Origin of the sequence: Actinopolymorpha alba DSM 45243 (assembly GCF_000373925.1) — a bacterium.
Lineage (GTDB): Bacteria > Actinomycetota > Actinomycetes > Propionibacteriales > Actinopolymorphaceae > Actinopolymorpha > Actinopolymorpha alba.
The window spans coordinates 1-17,234 of record NZ_KB892754.1; the positions used below are offsets into that span (position 1 = coordinate 1).

At 67.3% G+C, this 17,234-nt stretch carries 13 protein-coding genes and 1 pseudogene; 9 read left to right on the forward strand and 5 right to left on the reverse strand.

The window, feature by feature from the left end:
- Positions 1-2,982: HAMP domain-containing protein (locus B141_RS41030; RefSeq protein ID WP_020576257.1), on the forward strand; the 2,982-nt coding region annotated here is incomplete at its 5' end.
- Positions 2,983-3,081: 99 nt separating this feature from the next.
- On the opposite strand, the gene B141_RS0116385 is transcribed toward B141_RS41030, so the two are convergent.
- Positions 3,082-3,693 carry a cadmium resistance transporter gene (locus B141_RS0116385; RefSeq protein WP_020576258.1) on the reverse strand — a complete coding sequence of 204 codons (612 nt, stop codon included), beginning with the start codon at positions 3,691-3,693 and terminating at the stop codon, positions 3,082-3,084.
- Positions 3,694-3,939: 246 nt separating this feature from the next.
- On the opposite strand from B141_RS0116385, the pseudogene B141_RS47510 reads away from it, so the two are divergent.
- Positions 3,940-4,926, forward strand: a pseudogene (locus tag B141_RS47510) (DUF222 domain-containing protein); the annotation flags it as partial.
- Between the two features lie 45 nt (positions 4,927-4,971).
- Positions 4,972-5,253: an HNH endonuclease signature motif containing protein gene (locus tag B141_RS51460; protein WP_237742717.1), complete on the forward strand. Its 282-nt coding sequence runs from the start codon at positions 4,972-4,974 to the stop codon at positions 5,251-5,253.
- Here B141_RS51460 and B141_RS45735 read toward each other — a convergent pair.
- Both B141_RS45735 and B141_RS0116405 read right to left on the reverse strand, forming a co-directional pair.
- On the reverse strand, positions 5,250-5,981 hold the full coding sequence (locus B141_RS45735; RefSeq protein ID WP_020576259.1) for an alpha/beta fold hydrolase: 732 nt from the start codon (positions 5,979-5,981) through the stop codon (positions 5,250-5,252). The two genes, B141_RS51460 and B141_RS45735, sit on opposite strands and share 4 nt — an antisense overlap.
- 163 nt (positions 5,982-6,144) lie before the next feature.
- Entirely contained in the window at positions 6,145-6,789 is a 645-nt protein-coding gene (locus B141_RS0116405; RefSeq protein WP_020576260.1) for a class I SAM-dependent DNA methyltransferase, read from the reverse strand.
- 193 nt (positions 6,790-6,982) lie between these two features.
- Between B141_RS0116405 and B141_RS0116410 the strand changes: the two genes are divergently transcribed.
- From B141_RS0116410 to B141_RS41040, 5 genes are all read left to right on the forward strand, one after another.
- Complete coding sequence (locus B141_RS0116410) at positions 6,983-7,945, forward strand: ATP-binding protein (RefSeq protein WP_020576261.1); 963 nt, start codon at positions 6,983-6,985, stop codon at positions 7,943-7,945.
- Between the two features lie 101 nt (positions 7,946-8,046).
- Entirely contained in the window at positions 8,047-9,618 is a 1,572-nt protein-coding gene (locus B141_RS0116415; RefSeq protein WP_157181053.1) for an ABC transporter substrate-binding protein, read from the forward strand.
- A 10-nt stretch (positions 9,619-9,628) separates the two neighbouring features.
- Positions 9,629-10,567, forward strand: coding sequence for an ABC transporter permease (locus B141_RS0116420; RefSeq protein ID WP_020576263.1), 939 nt, complete (start codon positions 9,629-9,631; stop codon positions 10,565-10,567).
- Positions 10,554-11,381, forward strand: a complete 828-nt coding sequence (locus B141_RS0116425) for an ABC transporter permease (RefSeq protein WP_020576264.1) — start codon at positions 10,554-10,556, stop codon at positions 11,379-11,381. Before B141_RS0116420 ends, B141_RS0116425 begins: the two co-directional genes overlap by 14 nt.
- Positions 11,378-12,844, forward strand: coding sequence for an ABC transporter ATP-binding protein (locus B141_RS41040; RefSeq protein WP_020576265.1), 1,467 nt, complete (start codon positions 11,378-11,380; stop codon positions 12,842-12,844). Before B141_RS0116425 ends, B141_RS41040 begins: the two co-directional genes overlap by 4 nt.
- Before the next feature lie 558 nt (positions 12,845-13,402).
- Here the strand turns inward: B141_RS41040 and B141_RS0116435 are convergent.
- Together B141_RS0116435 and B141_RS0116440 are read right to left on the reverse strand one after the other, a co-directional pair.
- Positions 13,403-14,155, reverse strand: a complete 753-nt coding sequence (locus B141_RS0116435) for a response regulator (protein WP_020576266.1) — start codon at positions 14,153-14,155, stop codon at positions 13,403-13,405.
- Positions 14,152-15,465, reverse strand: coding sequence for a sensor histidine kinase (locus tag B141_RS0116440; protein WP_020576267.1), 1,314 nt, complete (start codon positions 15,463-15,465; stop codon positions 14,152-14,154). The genes B141_RS0116435 and B141_RS0116440 overlap by 4 nt, the downstream gene beginning before the upstream one ends.
- Positions 15,466-15,630: 165 nt before the next feature.
- Between B141_RS0116440 and B141_RS0116445 the strand changes: the two genes are divergently transcribed.
- On the forward strand, positions 15,631-17,169 hold the full coding sequence (locus B141_RS0116445) for an alpha/beta fold hydrolase (protein ID WP_202805808.1): 1,539 nt from the start codon (positions 15,631-15,633) through the stop codon (positions 17,167-17,169).
- The last annotated feature ends 65 nt before the right edge of the window (positions 17,170-17,234 follow it).

A 17,234-nucleotide genomic window follows, 5' to 3' on the forward strand; every position in this document is an offset into this window, starting at 1 on the left:
AAGAACACCATCAACACGATGGTTGACCAGCTGTCGGCGTTCGCTGATGAGGTGACGCGGGTTGCGCGTGAGGTGGGCACCGAGGGTCGGCTTGGTGGTCAGGCTCGGGTGCGCGGGGCTGCTGGTACCTGGAAGGACCTCACCGACAACGTCAACATCATGGCTGAGAACCTCACCAGCCAGGTTCGAAGCATCGCGACCGTGGCGACTGCCGTGGCCGGCGGTGACCTCAGCAAGAAGATCACCGTTGAGGCGAAGGGCGAGGTCGCCGCGCTCGCCGAGACCATCAACGGGATGGTCGACACGCTTCGTGCGTTCGCTGACGAGGTCACCCGGGTGGCGCGGGAAGTGGGCACCGAGGGAATCCTCGGCGGGCAGGCGCGGGTACCCAACGTTGCCGGCACCTGGAAGGACCTCACCGACAACGCCAACTTCATGGCGAACAACCTGACCAGCCAGGTGCGCAACATTGCCCAGGTCACCACCGCCGTCGCGCAGGGAGACCTGTCGAAGAAGATCGACGTTGACGCGCGCGGTGAGATCCTGGAGCTCAAGAACACGATCAACACCATGGTCGACCGGCTGTCCGCGTTCGCCTCCGAGGTCACCCGGGTGGCCCGCGAGGTCGGTACGGAGGGCAAGCTCGGTGGCCAGGCCGAGGTCCTTGGCGTCTCGGGGACCTGGCAGCGGCTCACCGAGAGCGTCAACCACCTTGCCGGCAACCTCACCTCCCAGGTGCGGGCGATCGCCGCGGTCGCGACGGCGGTCACCGCGGGCGACCTGACGCGGCAGATCACCGTGGACGCATCAGGTGAGGTCGCCGACCTCAAGGACAACATCAACCAGATGATCGCCAACCTCAAGGAGACCACCCGGACCAACCTCGAGCAGGACTGGCTGAAGACCAACCTGGCCCGCATTTCGGGGCTGATGCAGGGCCACCACGATCTGAAGGCACTCGCCTCGCTGATCATGAGCGAGCTGGCTCCGCTGGTCTCCGCTCAGGCCGGGGCCTTTTACCTGACGAGCTCCGACACGGAGCCCGATGTGGTGCTCGAGCGCACCGCCGGCTACGGGGCGGCGCCGGCGGACTTGGTCGACAGTGGCACGGGGCGGTTCCGCCTCGGTGAATCGCTTGTCGGCCAGGCCGCGGCGGACAAGAAGACGATCGTGATGATCGGTGCGCCCAACTACCTCAGGATTTCCTCCAGCCTGGGTACGGTCACGCCGACGAACGTCATCCTCGTTCCGGTGCTGTTCGAAGGGCAGACCCTCGGCGTGATCGAGCTGGCGTCGGTGAACGAGTTCACGGCAGTGCACCAGGACCTGCTCGAACAGCTGAAGGAGATCATCGGCGTCAACGTCAACACCATCGTGGCCAACTCTCGCACCGAAGCGCTGCTCTCGGAGTCCCAGCGTCTCGCGCAGGAGCTGCGGGCCCGATCCGAACAACTCCAGCAGCAGCAGGACGAGTTGCAGCGTTCCAACACCGAACTCGCCGAGAAGGCGGGCTTGCTGGCCAGCCAGAACCGCGACATCGAGATCAAGAACATCGCGATCGAGCAGGCCAGCCAGGAACTCGAACAGCGGGCGCGGCAGCTGTCCATGGCCTCGACGTACAAGTCGGAGTTCCTGGCCAACATGTCCCACGAACTCCGTACGCCGCTGAACAGCGCGCTGATCCTGGCAAAGCTGCTGGCCGAGAACATCGAGGGCAACCTGACTCCGCAGCAGGTCGAGTTCGCCAAGACCATCCACTCGGCGGGAGGCGATCTACTGCAGATGATCGACGACGTCCTGGACCTCGCCAAGGTGGAAGCCGGCCACATGGAACTCCTGCCGATCCCGGTGGCGGTGGATGGCCTGGTCACGTACGTCGACTCGCTGTACCGGCCGCTCGCGGCGGACAAAGGCCTCGACTTCGCTGTGACCGTGGCGCCGGCGGTTCCTCCGAGCCTGCACACCGACCGGCACCGGCTTCAGCAGATCCTGCGGAACCTACTGTCCAACGCCATCAAGTTCACCCACGATGGAAGCGTCCGGCTGCACATCCGAACGGCAGAACCATCCGAGGTGAGCAGCCCCGCGTTGCGGGCGGCGCCGGCCCGCGTCGCGTTCGTGGTCGAGGACACCGGAATTGGCATCCCGGCCGACAAGCTTGCCCTTATCTTCGAGGCGTTCCAGCAGGCTGACGGTACGACGAGTCGCAAGTACGGCGGCACCGGGCTGGGCCTGTCGATCAGTCGAGAGCTGACCCGTCTGCTTGGTGGGGAGCTGCAGGTGCAGAGCGATGCTGGCGGCGGCAGCATATTCACCCTGTGCCTACCCGTCCGCCAACCGTCCGCCCGGCCGGCGGCGCTCCGCACCACCGGCTCGGAGGTGGGTCCGAGCACCGCGGAGGTCGGTGGGGACATCTGGCCGGCGGTGAGGCCGCCGGTCGAGGAGACGCCGGAGCACGGCGTACCCAGCGAGCCGGATCTCACTCCGGAAGCAGCGATCGCGGCCTACGCCAGCCTCGTACCGAAGCGTTCAACTCCGGCGGAGGTTCTGCAGCACGGGTCCGGGAAGTTCCACGGCGAGAAGGTGCTCGTCGTCGACGACGACCCGAGATACGTCTACGCACTCACCACCGCGCTGGAGATGCACGGGCTGGATGTGCTGTGCGTCGACAATGGCGTCGCGGGGATCCGTGCCCTGGATGAGCACCAGGACATTCGCCTGGTGTTGATGGACGTGATGATGCCCGAACTCGACGGTAACGCGACCATGGCCACGATCAGGAGCATGCCGAAGTACCGCAACCTGCCCCTGATCGCGGTCACCGCCAAGGCGATGAAGGGTGACCGGGAGAAGAGCCTCAGCTCGGGAGCCACGGAATACGTCACCAAACCAGTGGACATCGACTGGCTCCTCGACCTCATCACCGATCACCTGGCAGCGGACGCCGCCGTACCAGATCAGCGCAGCTCACAACCTGACTGAAATACCCACGGTCTGCGACGATCGACGATTACCCCGCTCCGGCCGGCATCGGAGGGATCGGGGACGCGACGGTTCTGAAAAGGCCGCAGAAGAAGCGGGTCACTGGCCGACGAGTCGGGTCACGACGCCGGATTCGACGACGATGACCGCACCGATGAGCATGAAGACGCCAGGCACCATCCAGTGCCCGAACCGTTCGACGATCTCGATGACCTTCTTGTGGGAGCTGAACCACCAGCCTGCCAGGCACCAGGCCGCGATCCCGGCGGCGAAGACCGCAACCGTGATGAGGCTGTTGGTGAGGCCGATGGTGCGAAACATCGGTGTGTAGACAGAGATGTTGTCCGCGCCGTTGGCGATGGTCACGCCGGCCACCGCGGCCAGTCCGGTGGCGACGGCTGGTGCTGGCGGCTGACCATCGCCACGGGCACGGATGGTCACGATGAGGCCCCTGACTCCGAGAGCGAATGGCACGAGACCGAGCAGACCCACCCACGGGTCGGGCACGATCGTCAGGCCCAGCGCGGCGACTGCGGATACGGCGACCAGCGCGCCGATGCCGGCGTACTGACCGACCCAGATCTGCCACGGCCGCGGCTGGTCGGCGGCCCGTGCGGACAGGAACAGCACGGTGAGCACGATGATGTCGTCGATGTTCGTGCCAGCGAACACCCCGACCGCCGCTCCGAGCGTCCCAGGTAGCTCTCCCATGGCAGCGCACTGTACGAGCCTGGGACGGTTTGGCCGCGGGTGGGCCAGCCGCTCTTCTTGTGATCATGATCTGGTTCGTGAAGGGTTTCGGGAGTCATAGCCCTCTCTGGCTTCATGATCATGGAGCCAGAGGCTGACAGGGATCCGGATCTGGTACAGGCATCGTCGATCTGGGTCGCTGGATTCCCTTGTTTTGTTGGGCTTTCGAGGGCCGGGGTTGTCGGTGGTCGCCGCTAGTGTTCGGGTATGGATTCGACCTCGGCGGATGCGGGCCGGCACCGGTTCTCGGTGCTGGTGGAGCGGATACGTGCCCGTCTCGCTGAGGAGTCGGGTGCGCTGTTGTGGTCGACTCCCGGCCAGGAACTGATCGACCTCCTGGTCAGTCTTGAAGCGGTCAAGGCCCAGCTCGAGGCGGTCCAACTTCAGGTGATCCGCGAGGCCGACCGGAAGGACCTCGGCCGCACAGCCGGAGCGACCAGTACGGCCGCCTTGTTGTCGTCGCTGCTGCGGATGCGCCCTGAACACGCGCGGGTGGCAGTGAAGCTGGCCAACGATCTGGACACGGCTTTGCCGTTGGTTCAGTTGGCGTTGAACGCGGGAGAGATCAGCGTCGACCACGCGAGGGTGATTGCGAAGGCGATCCGTGACCTACCGAAGGAAGCCGGTTAGGAGACGCGCGCTGAGGCTGAGCAGGTGCTGGTGGAGCATGCTCGGGTGTTTGACCCGAAAGACCTTGCTGGTCTGGGTCGGGCGGTGTTGAACGCTGTGGACCCGGATCTGGCGGACAAGGTGTTGGCGAAGAAGCTCGCCGAAGAAGAGGCGAAGGCTGCCCGGCGGTGTGAGTTGTCGCTGTACGACGCCCCGGACGGCTCGGGCACCTATCTTCGCGGGAAGTTGGACCCGATCGCGGCGGACCGGTTCCGCACCGCGATCGAACCGCTCTCGAAGCCGCTTCCCACCACCGCGGACGGGTTGGACCCCCGCAGTGCGGCCCAACGCAGAGGCGAAGCGCTCGACGAACTCGTCCGCCGCTACCTCAACTCCGGGGCGTCGCCATCGCAGGGTGGGGAGAAGCCCCACGTCGTCGTCACCATCACCGACGAGGATCTGGTCAACGGCACCGGGTTGGGACGACTCCTGCGTACCGGCACCTACGTGTCGGCGCGGACGGTTCAGGAGTGGGCGTGTGATGCGAAGGTGAGCTGGTTCGGCATCCGCGACGGCGAGGTCGCCCTGTCGAACGGGACACGGTTCTTCACCGGACGCCTCCGCAAGTTGTTGGAGCTACGGGATCGGGGATGTGCATTCCCCGGCTGCGACCGGCCACCCGCCTGGTGCCACGGCCACCACATTCGTTCATGGCTCGACGGCGGCTCGACCACGCTGGCCAACGGGACCTTGCTTTGCGGTTATCATCACCGCCTCATCCCACCAAGGAGCCTGGCAAGTCCGCATGGCGCCGGACGGGGTCCCCGAATTCATCCCACCCGAATGGATCGACCAGCAGCGCAACCCCATCCGCAACCAACGCCTCCGAACCTGACAGCAGGGTCGCACTAGCGCGGCTGGTTCGCGGTCAGGAACTCGTTGAGGTGATCGGCGAGCTCTTTGGGGCGCTCCAGTTGGATGGCATGGCCCGAGTCGACCCAGATCTGTTTCACTCCGGGGTGCATGCGATGGAACCGATCCGCGGCGACGGCCACCGCGTCAGCCAGTTCCGCACCCCACAGCACGGGGTCGGCCTTGCCGGCGAGCACCTGGAGAACCCCGCATGGAAGCTGGTCATAGAGCGGGTCGACGGCACGTTCCCAGCTCTCAACTGCCTCCACCAGGTGCCACAGCTGATCGGTGGACAGTCGTGTGCCAACCCCCAGGAGCCTGGTGACGCCGCCCAGTATCCGAACCGACAGGCGTCGCTGCTCGGCCTCGAAGAGATTTCTGTCCTTGCTGACGTGCGGGCGTTCGACGACCAGGCCGCCATCCACGGCGACCACCGCGTTGCATTCGCGCTGGGTCGCGGCGGCGACGGCTACCACCGCTCCCATGGAGTGGCCGATCAGGGTGGGGCGCTGGACTCCGCGTGCCTCCATGACCGCGACGAGATCCCCGACCAGGGCATCGAGGGTGAGGTCGTCCGACGTCGACGAGCGTCCGTGGCCGCGCTGGTCGTAGGTGATCACCCGCCAGTGTGGTGCGAGAAGCGGGGCGAGGCGGTCCCATGATCCCTGGGCCATCCCGAGTCCATGAGTCAGGATCACGGCTGGCCCGACGCCTTCGGTGTCGCGCACCGCAAGTCGCATTCCTCGCGCTGTCACGACATGCTTCCGCCACCTCATGCTCGCCCCCTAGTCAGCGTCGCCATCGCTTCAAATCAACCTAGGTTGACAATGCTGGACCTGTCAACCAGAGTTGACGGCATGGCCGGGCGGAGCGAGTGAACGGGGACTGGAGCTAGGACTGGCGGCGCGCGAAGAGGACGGCCCCTGGAGCGCCCTCGTCGGGGTCGAGAAGTAGGTGGGCCTCGACCGTGAATCCGGCGTCGCGCAGCCAGGCTGCCACTTGGTCAGGCTGGCGGCGGTGGACGTAGACCTTCATCGGGTGACCGCCGTAGCCCTGCGTCTTCAGTCGCGACTCGTCGCCGACGTGAAAGCCGAGCAGCAGCGGTCCGCCTGGTCGCAACACCCGCCGGAAGTGCTCGAAGGTCGTGGGAACCGCATTGTCGGGGACGTGAATCAACGACCAGAAAGCGAGCAGGCCGGCGACGGAGGCGTCGGTGAGGTCGAGGTCCGTCATCGAGCCCACCTCGAACCGCAGGTCGGGGTGGTCGCGCCGTGCCACGTCGATCATCGCGGCTGAAAGGTCGATGCCGAAAGCGTCGATGCCCAGCTTCTGTAGGTGGGCAGTCACGTGCCCTGGTCCACAGCCCACGTCCGCCACAGGCCCGCCGCCGGCGGCGTGCACCAGGTCGGCGAACAACGCCAGGGCCGCTCGTAGGTACGGCTCGCGGGCCAGAGCGTCGCGCACTTGATCGGCATAGCTGACCGCGACCGTGTCGTAAGAGGTCCGGGTGTCTGCCAGCCAGCCGTCCGCGTTCATGGTCCGACACGGTAGTCCAGCCGATCAGGAACTCCTGCATAGTCAGACCCACCGCATGCTCGTCGTAGGACCTGAGCGGCGGACTCGGCATCCTCCGCCACGACACTCCGTAGCGGCTTGACACGCAACGTGAAGATAGGTATGAAAACGGTTTGCAAATACAGCTCTCGACGCAGACCGGAAGTCCTCTTTCATGAAGATCGCGTTCGTTGGTAAGGGCGGCGCTGGCAAGACCACGCTCGCCGCGCTCTTTAGCAGCTATCTGGCCGCGCAGGGTCGGACCGTCCTGGCCCTTGATGCCGACATCAACCAGAACCTCGCGGTGGCCGTCGGCGCCACGCCTGAGGAAGCCGCGCTGCTTCCGACGTTGGGGGAGAGTCTGCAGGACATCAAGGAGTACCTGCGGGGCGACAATCCACGGATCGCCTCGGCGTCGGTGATGGTCAAGACCACTCCGCCTGGGCGGGGTTCACGACTGCTCAGGGTCGTGGAGGAGAACCCGGTGTGGGATCGGTGCGTACGTCAGATTGGCGGGGTACGCCTGGCCGTGACGGGTGGCTTCGCGGAGACCGACCTCGGAGTCGCCTGCTACCACTCGAAGGTCGGAGCGGTGGAGTTGATCCTCAATCACCTGCTTGACGGCCCGGAGGAGTACGTCGTCGTGGACATGACGGCGGGAGCTGACGCGTTCGCCTCGGGACTGTTCACGAGGTTCGACCGTACCTTCGTGGTGTGTGAGCCGACGGTGCGCAGCGCCGGCGTCTACCGGCAGTACGTCGACTATGCCAAGGAGTACGGCGTCGCGCTGTCGGTGGTGGGTAACAAGGTCAGCGACGCCATGGACGAGGCGTTCCTTCGCGACCACGTGGGCGCTGACCTGCTCGCGTGCATTGGTGTGTCCCGGCACGTGCGGGCCGCCGAGCAGGGGCATGCTCGACCGATCGCGGATCTGGAGCCAGGCAATGTGGCCGTCCTCGACCTGATGCGCGAGGCGGTCGATGGCACCGGCCAGGACTGGCACCGCTTCACCCGTCAGGCCGTGGAGTTCCACCTCCGGAATGCCGAGGCATGGGCGAACGCCAAGATTGGGCAGGACCTTGCTGCTCAGGTCGACCCGGAGTTCGTCCTGGGACCCGCAGTGCTGTCCGGCAGCTGACTCATCTCGCCACACCACTGTCGTGATGACAACGGTTTTCAATATACTCGGCGCCGGTCGTGTCCGAGTGAGGTCGTTGTCGACAGATGGAGCGTGGTCGGATGTCGCGTGCTCTGCGTTGGTGGTGCCTGGTCGCCGTGGTCGCCACAGTGGTGGCGGGTTGCTCGTCGGCAGGACAGACACCAGCAGCCGAAGGGCCGAGCCCCAGCCGGAACGGCACCGACATGGTGCGGTTCGCGACGCCGTACGTCGTGAAGAGTCTCGACCCGATCCAGCAGGGTCTTTGGTCTCCCGAATGGGGATATGGCGAGCTCCTGATGCGGGCCACCGAGGACGGCACGGTTGAACCGTGGCTGCTGGAGCGGCTCGAGCCGGAGTCTCCGACCGCCTGGACGCTCGCGCTGCGAAAGAACGTGACGTTCGCCAATGGCAAGGCGCTCGACGCCCCCGCGTTGAAGGCGGTGTTCGACCGGCACATCGCCGACAACGCGTTAGTAAACGAGCGGATCCCTGGCATCAAGGTGACGGTTGTTGATGCGACCACACTGCGGCTCGTCACGACGTCACCGGTTGCCGACCTGCCCAACCTGCTCGCCGACGAGCAGATGATTTCGGTCTTCGACGCCGAGGCGGTTGAGAAGGCACAGGACAACCCGGCAACCCTTGTGGGCAAGGGCATCTACACCGGCCCGTTCAATGTCACCAGGCTCACCGCGGACGAGCTGGTGCTCGAACGCACCGACACCTACTGGGGCGGCGACGTGACGCTGGCCGGTGCGCATGTGCGGTTCGTACCCGACGGACAGGCGCGCGTGCTCGCGGTCCGCAACGGCGAGGCCGACATCGCGCTCTACCCGCCGACCGAGGCGCTCGCGGCGCTGCGGAAGGCGACGTCGGGCCCGAGGATGGCGATCGCGCGGCAGCCGTTGCAACAGTTGCGGGCGTTCCTCAACCTGCGTAAGGCGCCGATGAACGACCGGGCCGCACGGCAGGCGTTCGCGGCCGGCATCGACTACGCGCAGATCGCTGAACAGGTGCTCGACGGCGTTTACACCGCGCCGACCGGGTTGTTTCCGGACGCGATGTCGTACGCCGCCAACACTCAGTTCAGCAACGTGGATGAGGCGCGCAAGCTCCTGGACGACGCCGGGTGGCGGGCCGGCACGGACGGCGTTCGCCGCAAGGGAAGCACCCCGCTCGCGATCCGGTTGTTGACGTACCCCCAACAGCCTGATACCAAGACGATCGCGGTCGCCATGGAGTCGCAGCTGCGCCCGCTCGGTTTCGACGTGACCATCAGCGAGGTGCCCAACAACTACGAGGCGATGCAGAACCCGAAGGGGTGGGACGTCGGACTGTCATTCGACGGCACGCTCGGCTACACCTACGATCCGGTGGCACCGTTGCGTGACTTCCTTACCAGCAAGGGATCGAAGAACTTCGGCGGTGTGAGCGACGCTGACCTCGACGCTGTGGTGGTGAAGCTGTCCGCGACCACCGAGGCGAAGGAGCAGGCCGCACTCCTGCGGGAGGCGCAGGGGATCATCGCGGACGAGCGCTACACGGTGATCGTCGCGCAGCGGTCATCTCCTGCAGTCGTGGGGGAGGGGTTCGCGAGCTATCGGCCGTCGTCGGTGCTGCACCATCTGACCGCCACGACGAAGGCCGGCTGAGCGCGCTCAGATGACCAGAGCGATCCTGGTCCGGGTGGGCCAGGCGGTGCTGACGCTCGCCGGGGCCGCGGTCTTCGTCTGGACGTTGCAGCTGCTCGCGCCCGGCGACCCGGGCCGCGAGGTCCTGGTCGCCCGGGGCATCGACAGCCCCAGCGCCGCACAGGTGGCCGCGGCGCGGGCGGAGTTGGGCTTGGAGAAGCCGGCGTACGTACGACTGGGCGAGTGGTTCCTCGGCGTGGTGCGGGGAGACCTTGGTACCTCATGGAGCACGGGCCGTCCCGTCGCCGTGGAGCTTGCCGAGCGGCTGCCGGCGACCGTGCGGCTGGCGGTGGTCTCGTTGCTGCTGGCGTTCGTGATCGCGGTTCCGCTGGCGTTGGTGGCGGTGGCTCGTCGTGGTCGTACGACGGATCTCCTCGCCTGCGGCCTGATGTTCGTGGGCGCGGCCGTTCCGAGCTTCGTCGTCGGCGCGGTGCTGCTGGACGTCGTGGTGGTGCGCGGTGGCGTGGGCACGGTCCTGGCGGATGGCTCCTGGCGCGCGGCATTGTTGCCGGCGCTGCCGCTGGCGATCGGCGCGGCCGCGACCTGGGCGAGGGTGCTGCGGACCGTGATGGTCGATCGAGCCGGGTCGAGATTCGTCGAGGTGGCGCGGGCGCGAGGGGCGTCGGGGTTACGGCTGCTGGTCGTTCATGTACTGCCGGGTGCGGTTCCGGCCCTCCTCACCGCGGCGGGAATCACCGTCGGCTCGCTACTGGCGGGGGCTGCGGTCGTGGAGACCATCTTCACCTGGCCGGGGATCGGGCGTTACCTCGTGGCGGCGATCGCGGCCCGGGACGTGCCGGTCGTCCAGGGGGCGGTGTTGTTCGGAGTGCTTGGCTACGTGACCGCGAGCCTCCTCACGGACGTCGCCGCCCGGCTCATCGAACCCCGGTCTGGCGATGCGCGGCAGTAGCTGGTCCGGTCGAGGGCTCGGGCTTGCGACCGGGCTGGTCCTGCTCGCCGGGATGGTCGTGCTGGTGGGTGTGGTGCCGTGGTTGACACCGGACCCGAATGCCGTCGACTACGCCGGCAAGTTGGCCGCACCGAGCGGCGAGCACCTGCTCGGAACCGACCAGGCCGGCCGTGACGTGCTGGCGCGACTAGCTGCCGGCGCGCGGATCTCGCTGGGGGCGGCGATGCTGGTGTCAGCGGTGACGTTCGCCATCGGTCTGGCAGTCGGGTTGGCGACGGCATTGCTGGGTGGCGTTGTCGACGTCGCGCTGTCCCGGCTGGTCGACGTACTGCTCGCGGTGCCCCACGTCGTTCTCGCACTGGCGATCGTCGGCGTACTCGGGCCCGGTCTCCGCAACCTGGTGGTGGCGATGGTGATCGCGGGATGGGCGCCGTTCGCGAGGTACGCACGAACCTTCGCGCGGGCCGTTCTCGATCGGCCGTATGTCCTCGCGGCCCGGATGGCGGGAGTGGGTCGCTGGCGGGCGGCCTGGCGGCACGTCCTGCCGGCGGCGTTCCTGCGCCTCCTGGCGGTGGCGACACTCGGCGTGGGAGAGGTCGTCCTCGGCCTGTCCGCGTTGTCGTTCCTCGGGCTTGGGGTCGCGCCGCCGGCCGCGGAGTGGGGGCAGATGGTCGCCGAGTCGCGTACGTACGCCGCGCAGGCGCCCTGGCTGGTCATCGTTCCGGGGATGGCGGTCGTCTGCGCGGTGGCGTGTGCCGCCCTGCTCGGCGATGCGCTCGAGGACCGGCTCGACCGCGAAGGGGGAGCGGGATGACGCTGCGGATTCGCGGGCTCAGCGTCTGTTATGCCAGCGGCGTGCGAGGTCTGCGTGACTTCTCCCTCGAGATCGCCCCCGGGGAATGCGTGGCCGTGGTGGGTGAGTCCGGCTCGGGCAAGTCGACGCTGATCCGTGCCGTGCTGGGCCTGCTGCCTCCGGGTGCCGCCGTCTCCGGCGAGGTCATGGTCGGATCGCATGCCCTGCATGGCCTGTCACCCCGGCAGGTGCGGCGGCTCCGCGGGCCGGTGATCGGGTACGTCGCGCAGGACCCGTTCGGGTCGGCTGATCCGGTCTGGAATGTTGGCCACCACGTCGCGGAGGCGTGGTACGCGCATCGCCGGCGGCCGTACGACAGTGAACACGTACGACGGCTGCGCGGCCTCGGCCTGACCGATCCCGCGCGCTGGCTGCGTCGCCGGCCCGCGTCCTGGTCGGGCGGGATGCTGCAGCGGGCCGACATCGTGGCCGGCAGCGCGCACGATCCCGCTGTCGTGCTCGCGGACGAACCCACGTCCGCGTTGGACGCCGACCTCGCCGACGCGGCGCTGGCCGGGCTGGTGGGCGAAGCCAGGTCGCTGCTCGTCGCCAGCCACGACCTTCCGTTGGTGAGCAGGTACGCCGATCGCGTTGTCGTACTCCGGTCCGGCCAGCAGGTCGAGGAACTCGAGGTCAGGCGCGGCGGGCTCGAAGCGCTCGCGCGGATCGCGCGCCATCCGTACACCCGGGAACTCGTGGCGGCGTTGCCGGCCGGTCGCGGGGGTGGTGGCGGATCCTCTGGTCCCGTGGTGGCGCGACTCGAGCGGGTGTCGCTCGGTTACCGGGGCGCGGGTGCGCCGCCGGTGGTGTGCGACGTCGACCTCGAGGTGCGGGCCGGCGAGATCGTCGGATTGGCGGGGCCATCTGGTGCGGGCAAGACCACGGTGCTGCGGGCCGTGGCAGGTCTGCTGCGCCCGCGGAGTGGGGTCGTCCGCCTCGGCGGTCTTGACGTGTGGGAACGCCGGACGCCGAGGGTGCCTCGACCTGGTTACGTGATGCCGGTCTTCCAGGACGCGAGCGCAAGCCTGGACCCGCGCTGGCCGATCTGGCGTACTGTCGCCGAGGCGCTGGTTGGCGGTGGCCGGCTGGGGTCGGCGGCGGCGCGGGCACGGGCAGGGGAGTTGCTTGCGGACCTCGGCCTCGGCGAAGTCGATCCCGACGCGCGGCCATCCCGGCTGTCTGGCGGACAACGCCAGCGGGTGGCGCTGGCGCGGGTCCTCGCTGGTCGGCCGTCACTGGTGGCGGCTGACGAGCCGACCGCGCAGCTGGATCCGACGATCGCCGCGGAGGTAACCAGCGCGCTGGAGGGCCTTGCTCGGCGTGGGCTCGCGCTGGTGGTGGTGAGCCACGACGAAGCGCGGCTTCGGGCACTTGCCGATCGAGTCCTTCGCGTCCGCGACGGCCGGGTCGTCGCGGACCCCTGACGGATAACCAATCCCGTCCGCGTCGATGCTTGTGCGACGATCGCTCGATGGTGGGCCGTCGAGGACCTCAGAGTATTGGACGGGTTCTCACGTCGGGCGTACGGCGCGACCGCTCACCTGCGGCCGATCGTCCTTTATCTTCGTTCCGACATCGCGGTCGCTCTCGATCGAGCTGTCAATCAGCGTGGACAGCAGTGGTTAGCGTCCAGGGGCAGCTTCGATTCAGCGGTGGCCGATTACGTAGCCCGGGAACCCAGGATCCGTCGTGCGATTGCCGCCGGAGGCTAGCCGACAGTCGAGATCCATGTGCACTCTCACGCGGATCGTGTCCTCGCCGACGCTTTAGCGGCGTTACAACCGACCGCGGCGACATGACTATCTGGGAAGTCCGCTAATTCGCGTTCTTCGAGCGCTTGTGAGTGCCGCCAGGCGGTCGTCGCATTGCCGCGCGTGCCGGTTGTCAGAGGTTTATCGGCTAAGAGACCGAGAAACCTCTGACAACTCGGGTCTAACCCATGATTTCTCGGCATCCGAACGGCCGGGGCGTACGCCTTTCTCTCAGGCGGGTTGGGGGCCTCCCTGATCAGGGGACGGTGCGACGCCAGCGCGGGTTGGGCACGCCGTTTGCTCCTGCAGTGGGGTGATGAGGTCGGGCTCTCCGATACGGACCAGACCACACTCGTAGGCCACGACAACGGCTTGGACACGGTCGCGCAGGCCGAGCTTGGCCAGGACGCGGCTGACATGGGTCTTGACCGTTCCTTCCGAGACGAACAGGCGGGCGGCTATCTCGGCGTTGGAGAGGCCGCGGGCGATGAGGTGGAGCACCTCGCGTTCGCGCTCGGTGAGGGCGTCGAGGTCGGCCGCAGGCTCGCGTGCGCGTTCATCGCCCGTCGAGATGAACCGCTCGAGGAGACGCCGGGTCACGCTCGGAGCGACGATCGCGTCCCCGCGGGTCACCGCATGGATCGCCGAGAGCAGGTCGCTCGCGAGCGTGTCTTTCAACAGGAAACCGCTGGCCCCGGCTCGTAGCGCGGCGTAGACGTACTCATCGAGGTCGAAGGTCGTGAGCATGAGCACTCGTGGTGCGTTCGGCTTCCGGCGGATCCGGCGGGTCGCCTCAACGCCGTCGACCTCCGGCATGCGTACATCCATCAGCACGATGTCGGGGCGAATTTGCGCGGCGAGGTCCGCCGCCGCGGCACCGTCAGCAGCCTCGCCGACGACCTCCATGCCTGGAGCGTTCTCCAGGATCATTCGGAAGCCGGTTCGTACCAGTGCCTGGTCGTCGGCGAGCAGGGCGCGAATCATCGGGAGACTCCATCGGTCGGCAGGGCGACGCGTACGACGAATCCTCCGTCGGGTCCTGGGCCGGCGTGGAGGTCTCCGCCGAGCAGGTGCGCTCGCTCGCGCATGCCGCGTAGACCCTGCCCGATCCCGATCTTGGCAGTGCCTGGTCCGTTGTCGCAGATCTTCAGACGCACGCCGCTGTCGTGGTAGGACAGCAGCACCTGCGCTCGTGCTCCTTGGCCCGCGTGTTTCATGGTGTTGGTCAGCGCCTCCTGAACGATGCGGTACGCGGCCAGGTCGGTGGACGGCGGTAACTGCCTGGGGGTGCCCTCGACGAGGAAGGTGACGGGGATGGCTGTCGTGTTCACCTGGTCGATCAGCTCGGGCAGGTGAGCGAGCCCTGGCTGGGGGTGGAGAGTCGGGTCGAGCTGCCCGGTGGAGGCGAGCACCCGGCGCATCTCGGCCAGGGCGCCTCGTCCGGTGGTGATGATCGCCTCGAAGGCGCCTCGGGCGTCACCCGGCCGGTTGTCGAGCGCGGCGTGGCCGCCCTGGGCCTGCACGACCATCACCGACAGGCCGTGCGCAACCACGTCGTGCAGTTCGCGGGTAATCCTTGCGCGTTCGGCCGCCGCCGCTAACTGGGCCTGCTGGTCGCGTTCCCGCTCGAGGTCCACGGTCTGGGCGCGCAGCTGCCGGAGGTACGCCATGCGGCTGCGCGCCCCCGATCCTGTCGCCCAGGCCGCCACGAGGACAGGGATGATGACCAACGGAGCGCTGGCAGGCGTGGCACCGCGCAGTCGCTGGATGCTCACGGTCTTCGGCTCGGTCGGTGTCGTGGTGGGCACCTCCTCCACCATGGTGACCGACCTGGGTACGGACGGCGGCCCGCCGACTCCCTGCACGCTTGCCACGCCTACCGCGGTCCAGTACGCCACCGTCGCTCCCAAGCCGACCAGCACCGCCAGAGACACCGAGCGGCGATGGCTGGCGGCGACCGTGTGGAGCAGGATCGGAGTCGCCAGATCGACGACCATCAATGGTGTCGTTAGCGCGAGATGCGTTGCGGCCGACATCGCGCACACCAGCAACAGCAGCAGCGGCCACCGGCGCCGCAGCGCCGTCCCCGCCACCGCGACCAGCGTCGCACCCCACCAGATCCACACCTGCGCCGGCCAAGGCACGTCGAAGGTGCTTTCGACGTGCTTACGGACGGTGGTGGTCGGGTCGTTAAGCACCACGCAGGCTGCCAGCAACGCCACGGCCAGGGCGGTGTCCTGGACAATGGGCCTGCTCGACCATGCCCGCAGGTGGTGCGCCACAGCGTGCACCATGGCAGCTCACCATATGGCGCGAGCTTGTGCGTCTGTCCAAAGTCTCATTCCGCGTACGACTGGAGACAGATGTCGCGGCCGCCGCCGCGAGCCCTGGGCCAGATTCGCGGAGACCCGACGCGGCCCGAGAGTGGGCGCATGATCAACCTTCGATCTCTCATCGGCATGGGCGCGGTGGCGGTTCTGGTGGCGTCGGCGACGATTTCCGCCTCCGCCGCGACCCGGGATTCCGGCACGCACCCGCCAATCCGCTGGAAGGCGTGCCCGTCCTACTCTGACGCCGTTCTGCGCGCACGCGGACTGGAAGGGGAGCGGGCACAGACGTTCCGGCGGCTCCTCACCCGCACCGAGTGCGGCACGCTCGAGGTACCACTGGACTACCGCAACCCAGGCGGCGAACAGATCACCATTGCGGTGACCCGGCTCAAGGCCACCGATACAGCACGCAGAATCGGCAGTCTTGCACTCAACTCGGGTGGCCCCGGAGGGTCCGGTTACCTGATGCCGATCGACCACGTCATGACGAACGCCGCGAACGCGAGGCTGAATGAACGCTACGACCTGATTGGCTTCGATCCCCGTGGGGTCGGCTACAGCACCAAGGTGGACTGCCCACCCTCGGACGAGGGCAAGGGTAGGACCAGGAACGACGGTCCGACGATAGGCCCACTGACCGAAGAAGAAGCCAGGCAAATATATGACGAGCAGGTCAGGAGCAATCAGACCTGCTCACGCTACGCCCCTGAATTCCTCGGCCAGCTCACCGCGGCCAATATCGCCAAGGATATGGACCGGATCAGGGCGGCGCTGAGTGAACGGAAACTCAACGTCCTCGCACTGTCCTGGGGTACGTGGCTGGGATCCGTCTATCGCACGCTGTTTCCGAACACCGTGGGCCGGATGTGGCTGGACAGCATCGCCATTCCCCGTTTCAGTACTCTCGCCTTCGAACAGGGCCGCGCCGAGGCCACCGAACGCAACTGCTCCCGCATGGCGGCCTGGATGGCCAAACGCCATACCGCCTACGGATTCGGCACCCCTCATAAGAAGGTCGAGAGCGCGCTGCTGGCACTTCGGCGCCACTACGACGCTAACCCAAGGACCTTCACCGACCTCGACATCCCCGTCACGGGTGGCACGATCGGCATGCTGTGTGCGCAAGTCAGCCTTGACTGGCCCCTGGCCGCCGATGCGCTGCGCGAGTTGCGTGATGTCCCGGGTCTCACCGCACCGCCCGCGTTCAAGCAGATCTTCACCGGCAACCCGGTGGAGATCCCGCCCGATGCGCCAGAGGACTTCAACCAGACGATGAACCGCGCGACCTTCTGCAACGAGGACTCCGGCCCACACGACTTCGCCTCGGCCTGGTCCGCTTGGCGGCAGCGGCTGGACAGGCACCCCCTCACCGGTGACTTCGGCAAGTTCGCCGCCGTTGCGGGTTGTGCCGGCTGGGAGCTACCGGTGACCATCACCGCGGTGCACGACACCGGCACCTCGTTGCAACTGTCCGGGCATCTCCACGAGACCATGTCGCCGTACGAATGGACGACTCAGATGCAGGCAATCATCGGAGGCGCGGTCCTGGCCGTCGACGACGATGTGCATGGTTCGGTCTTCATGGATCCGGCCTGCGGTGCCAAGGTCGCCGCCTACTTCGAGACCGGTCGCCTCACCCGCGGTCGATGCGAAGGCTTGCGGCCATAGCCGGCAGGGTCGCGCCAGCTCACGTACCTGGCCCTTCCCCTTCCCCCACACATGTTAGCCTCGCG

Coding starts and splice junctions, on each gene's coding strand:
- B141_RS0116385 (WP_020576258.1), bottom strand. CDS start 3,693: ATGGGAGAGCTACCTGGGACGCTCGGAGCGGCGGTCGGGGTGTTCGCT.
- B141_RS0116405 (WP_020576260.1), bottom strand. CDS start 6,789: ATGAACGCGGACGGCTGGCTGGCAGACACCCGGACCTCTTACGACACG.
- B141_RS0116410 (WP_020576261.1), top strand. CDS start 6,983: ATGAAGATCGCGTTCGTTGGTAAGGGCGGCGCTGGCAAGACCACGCTC.
- B141_RS0116415 (WP_157181053.1), top strand. CDS start 8,047: ATGTCGCGTGCTCTGCGTTGGTGGTGCCTGGTCGCCGTGGTCGCCACA.
- B141_RS0116420 (WP_020576263.1), top strand. CDS start 9,629: ATGACCAGAGCGATCCTGGTCCGGGTGGGCCAGGCGGTGCTGACGCTC.
- B141_RS0116425 (WP_020576264.1), top strand. CDS start 10,554: ATGCGCGGCAGTAGCTGGTCCGGTCGAGGGCTCGGGCTTGCGACCGGG.
- B141_RS41040 (WP_020576265.1), top strand. CDS start 11,378: ATGACGCTGCGGATTCGCGGGCTCAGCGTCTGTTATGCCAGCGGCGTG.
- B141_RS0116435 (WP_020576266.1), bottom strand. CDS start 14,155: ATGATTCGCGCCCTGCTCGCCGACGACCAGGCACTGGTACGAACCGGC.
- B141_RS0116440 (WP_020576267.1), bottom strand. CDS start 15,465: ATGGTGCACGCTGTGGCGCACCACCTGCGGGCATGGTCGAGCAGGCCC.
- B141_RS0116445 (WP_202805808.1), top strand. CDS start 15,631: ATGGGCGCGGTGGCGGTTCTGGTGGCGTCGGCGACGATTTCCGCCTCC.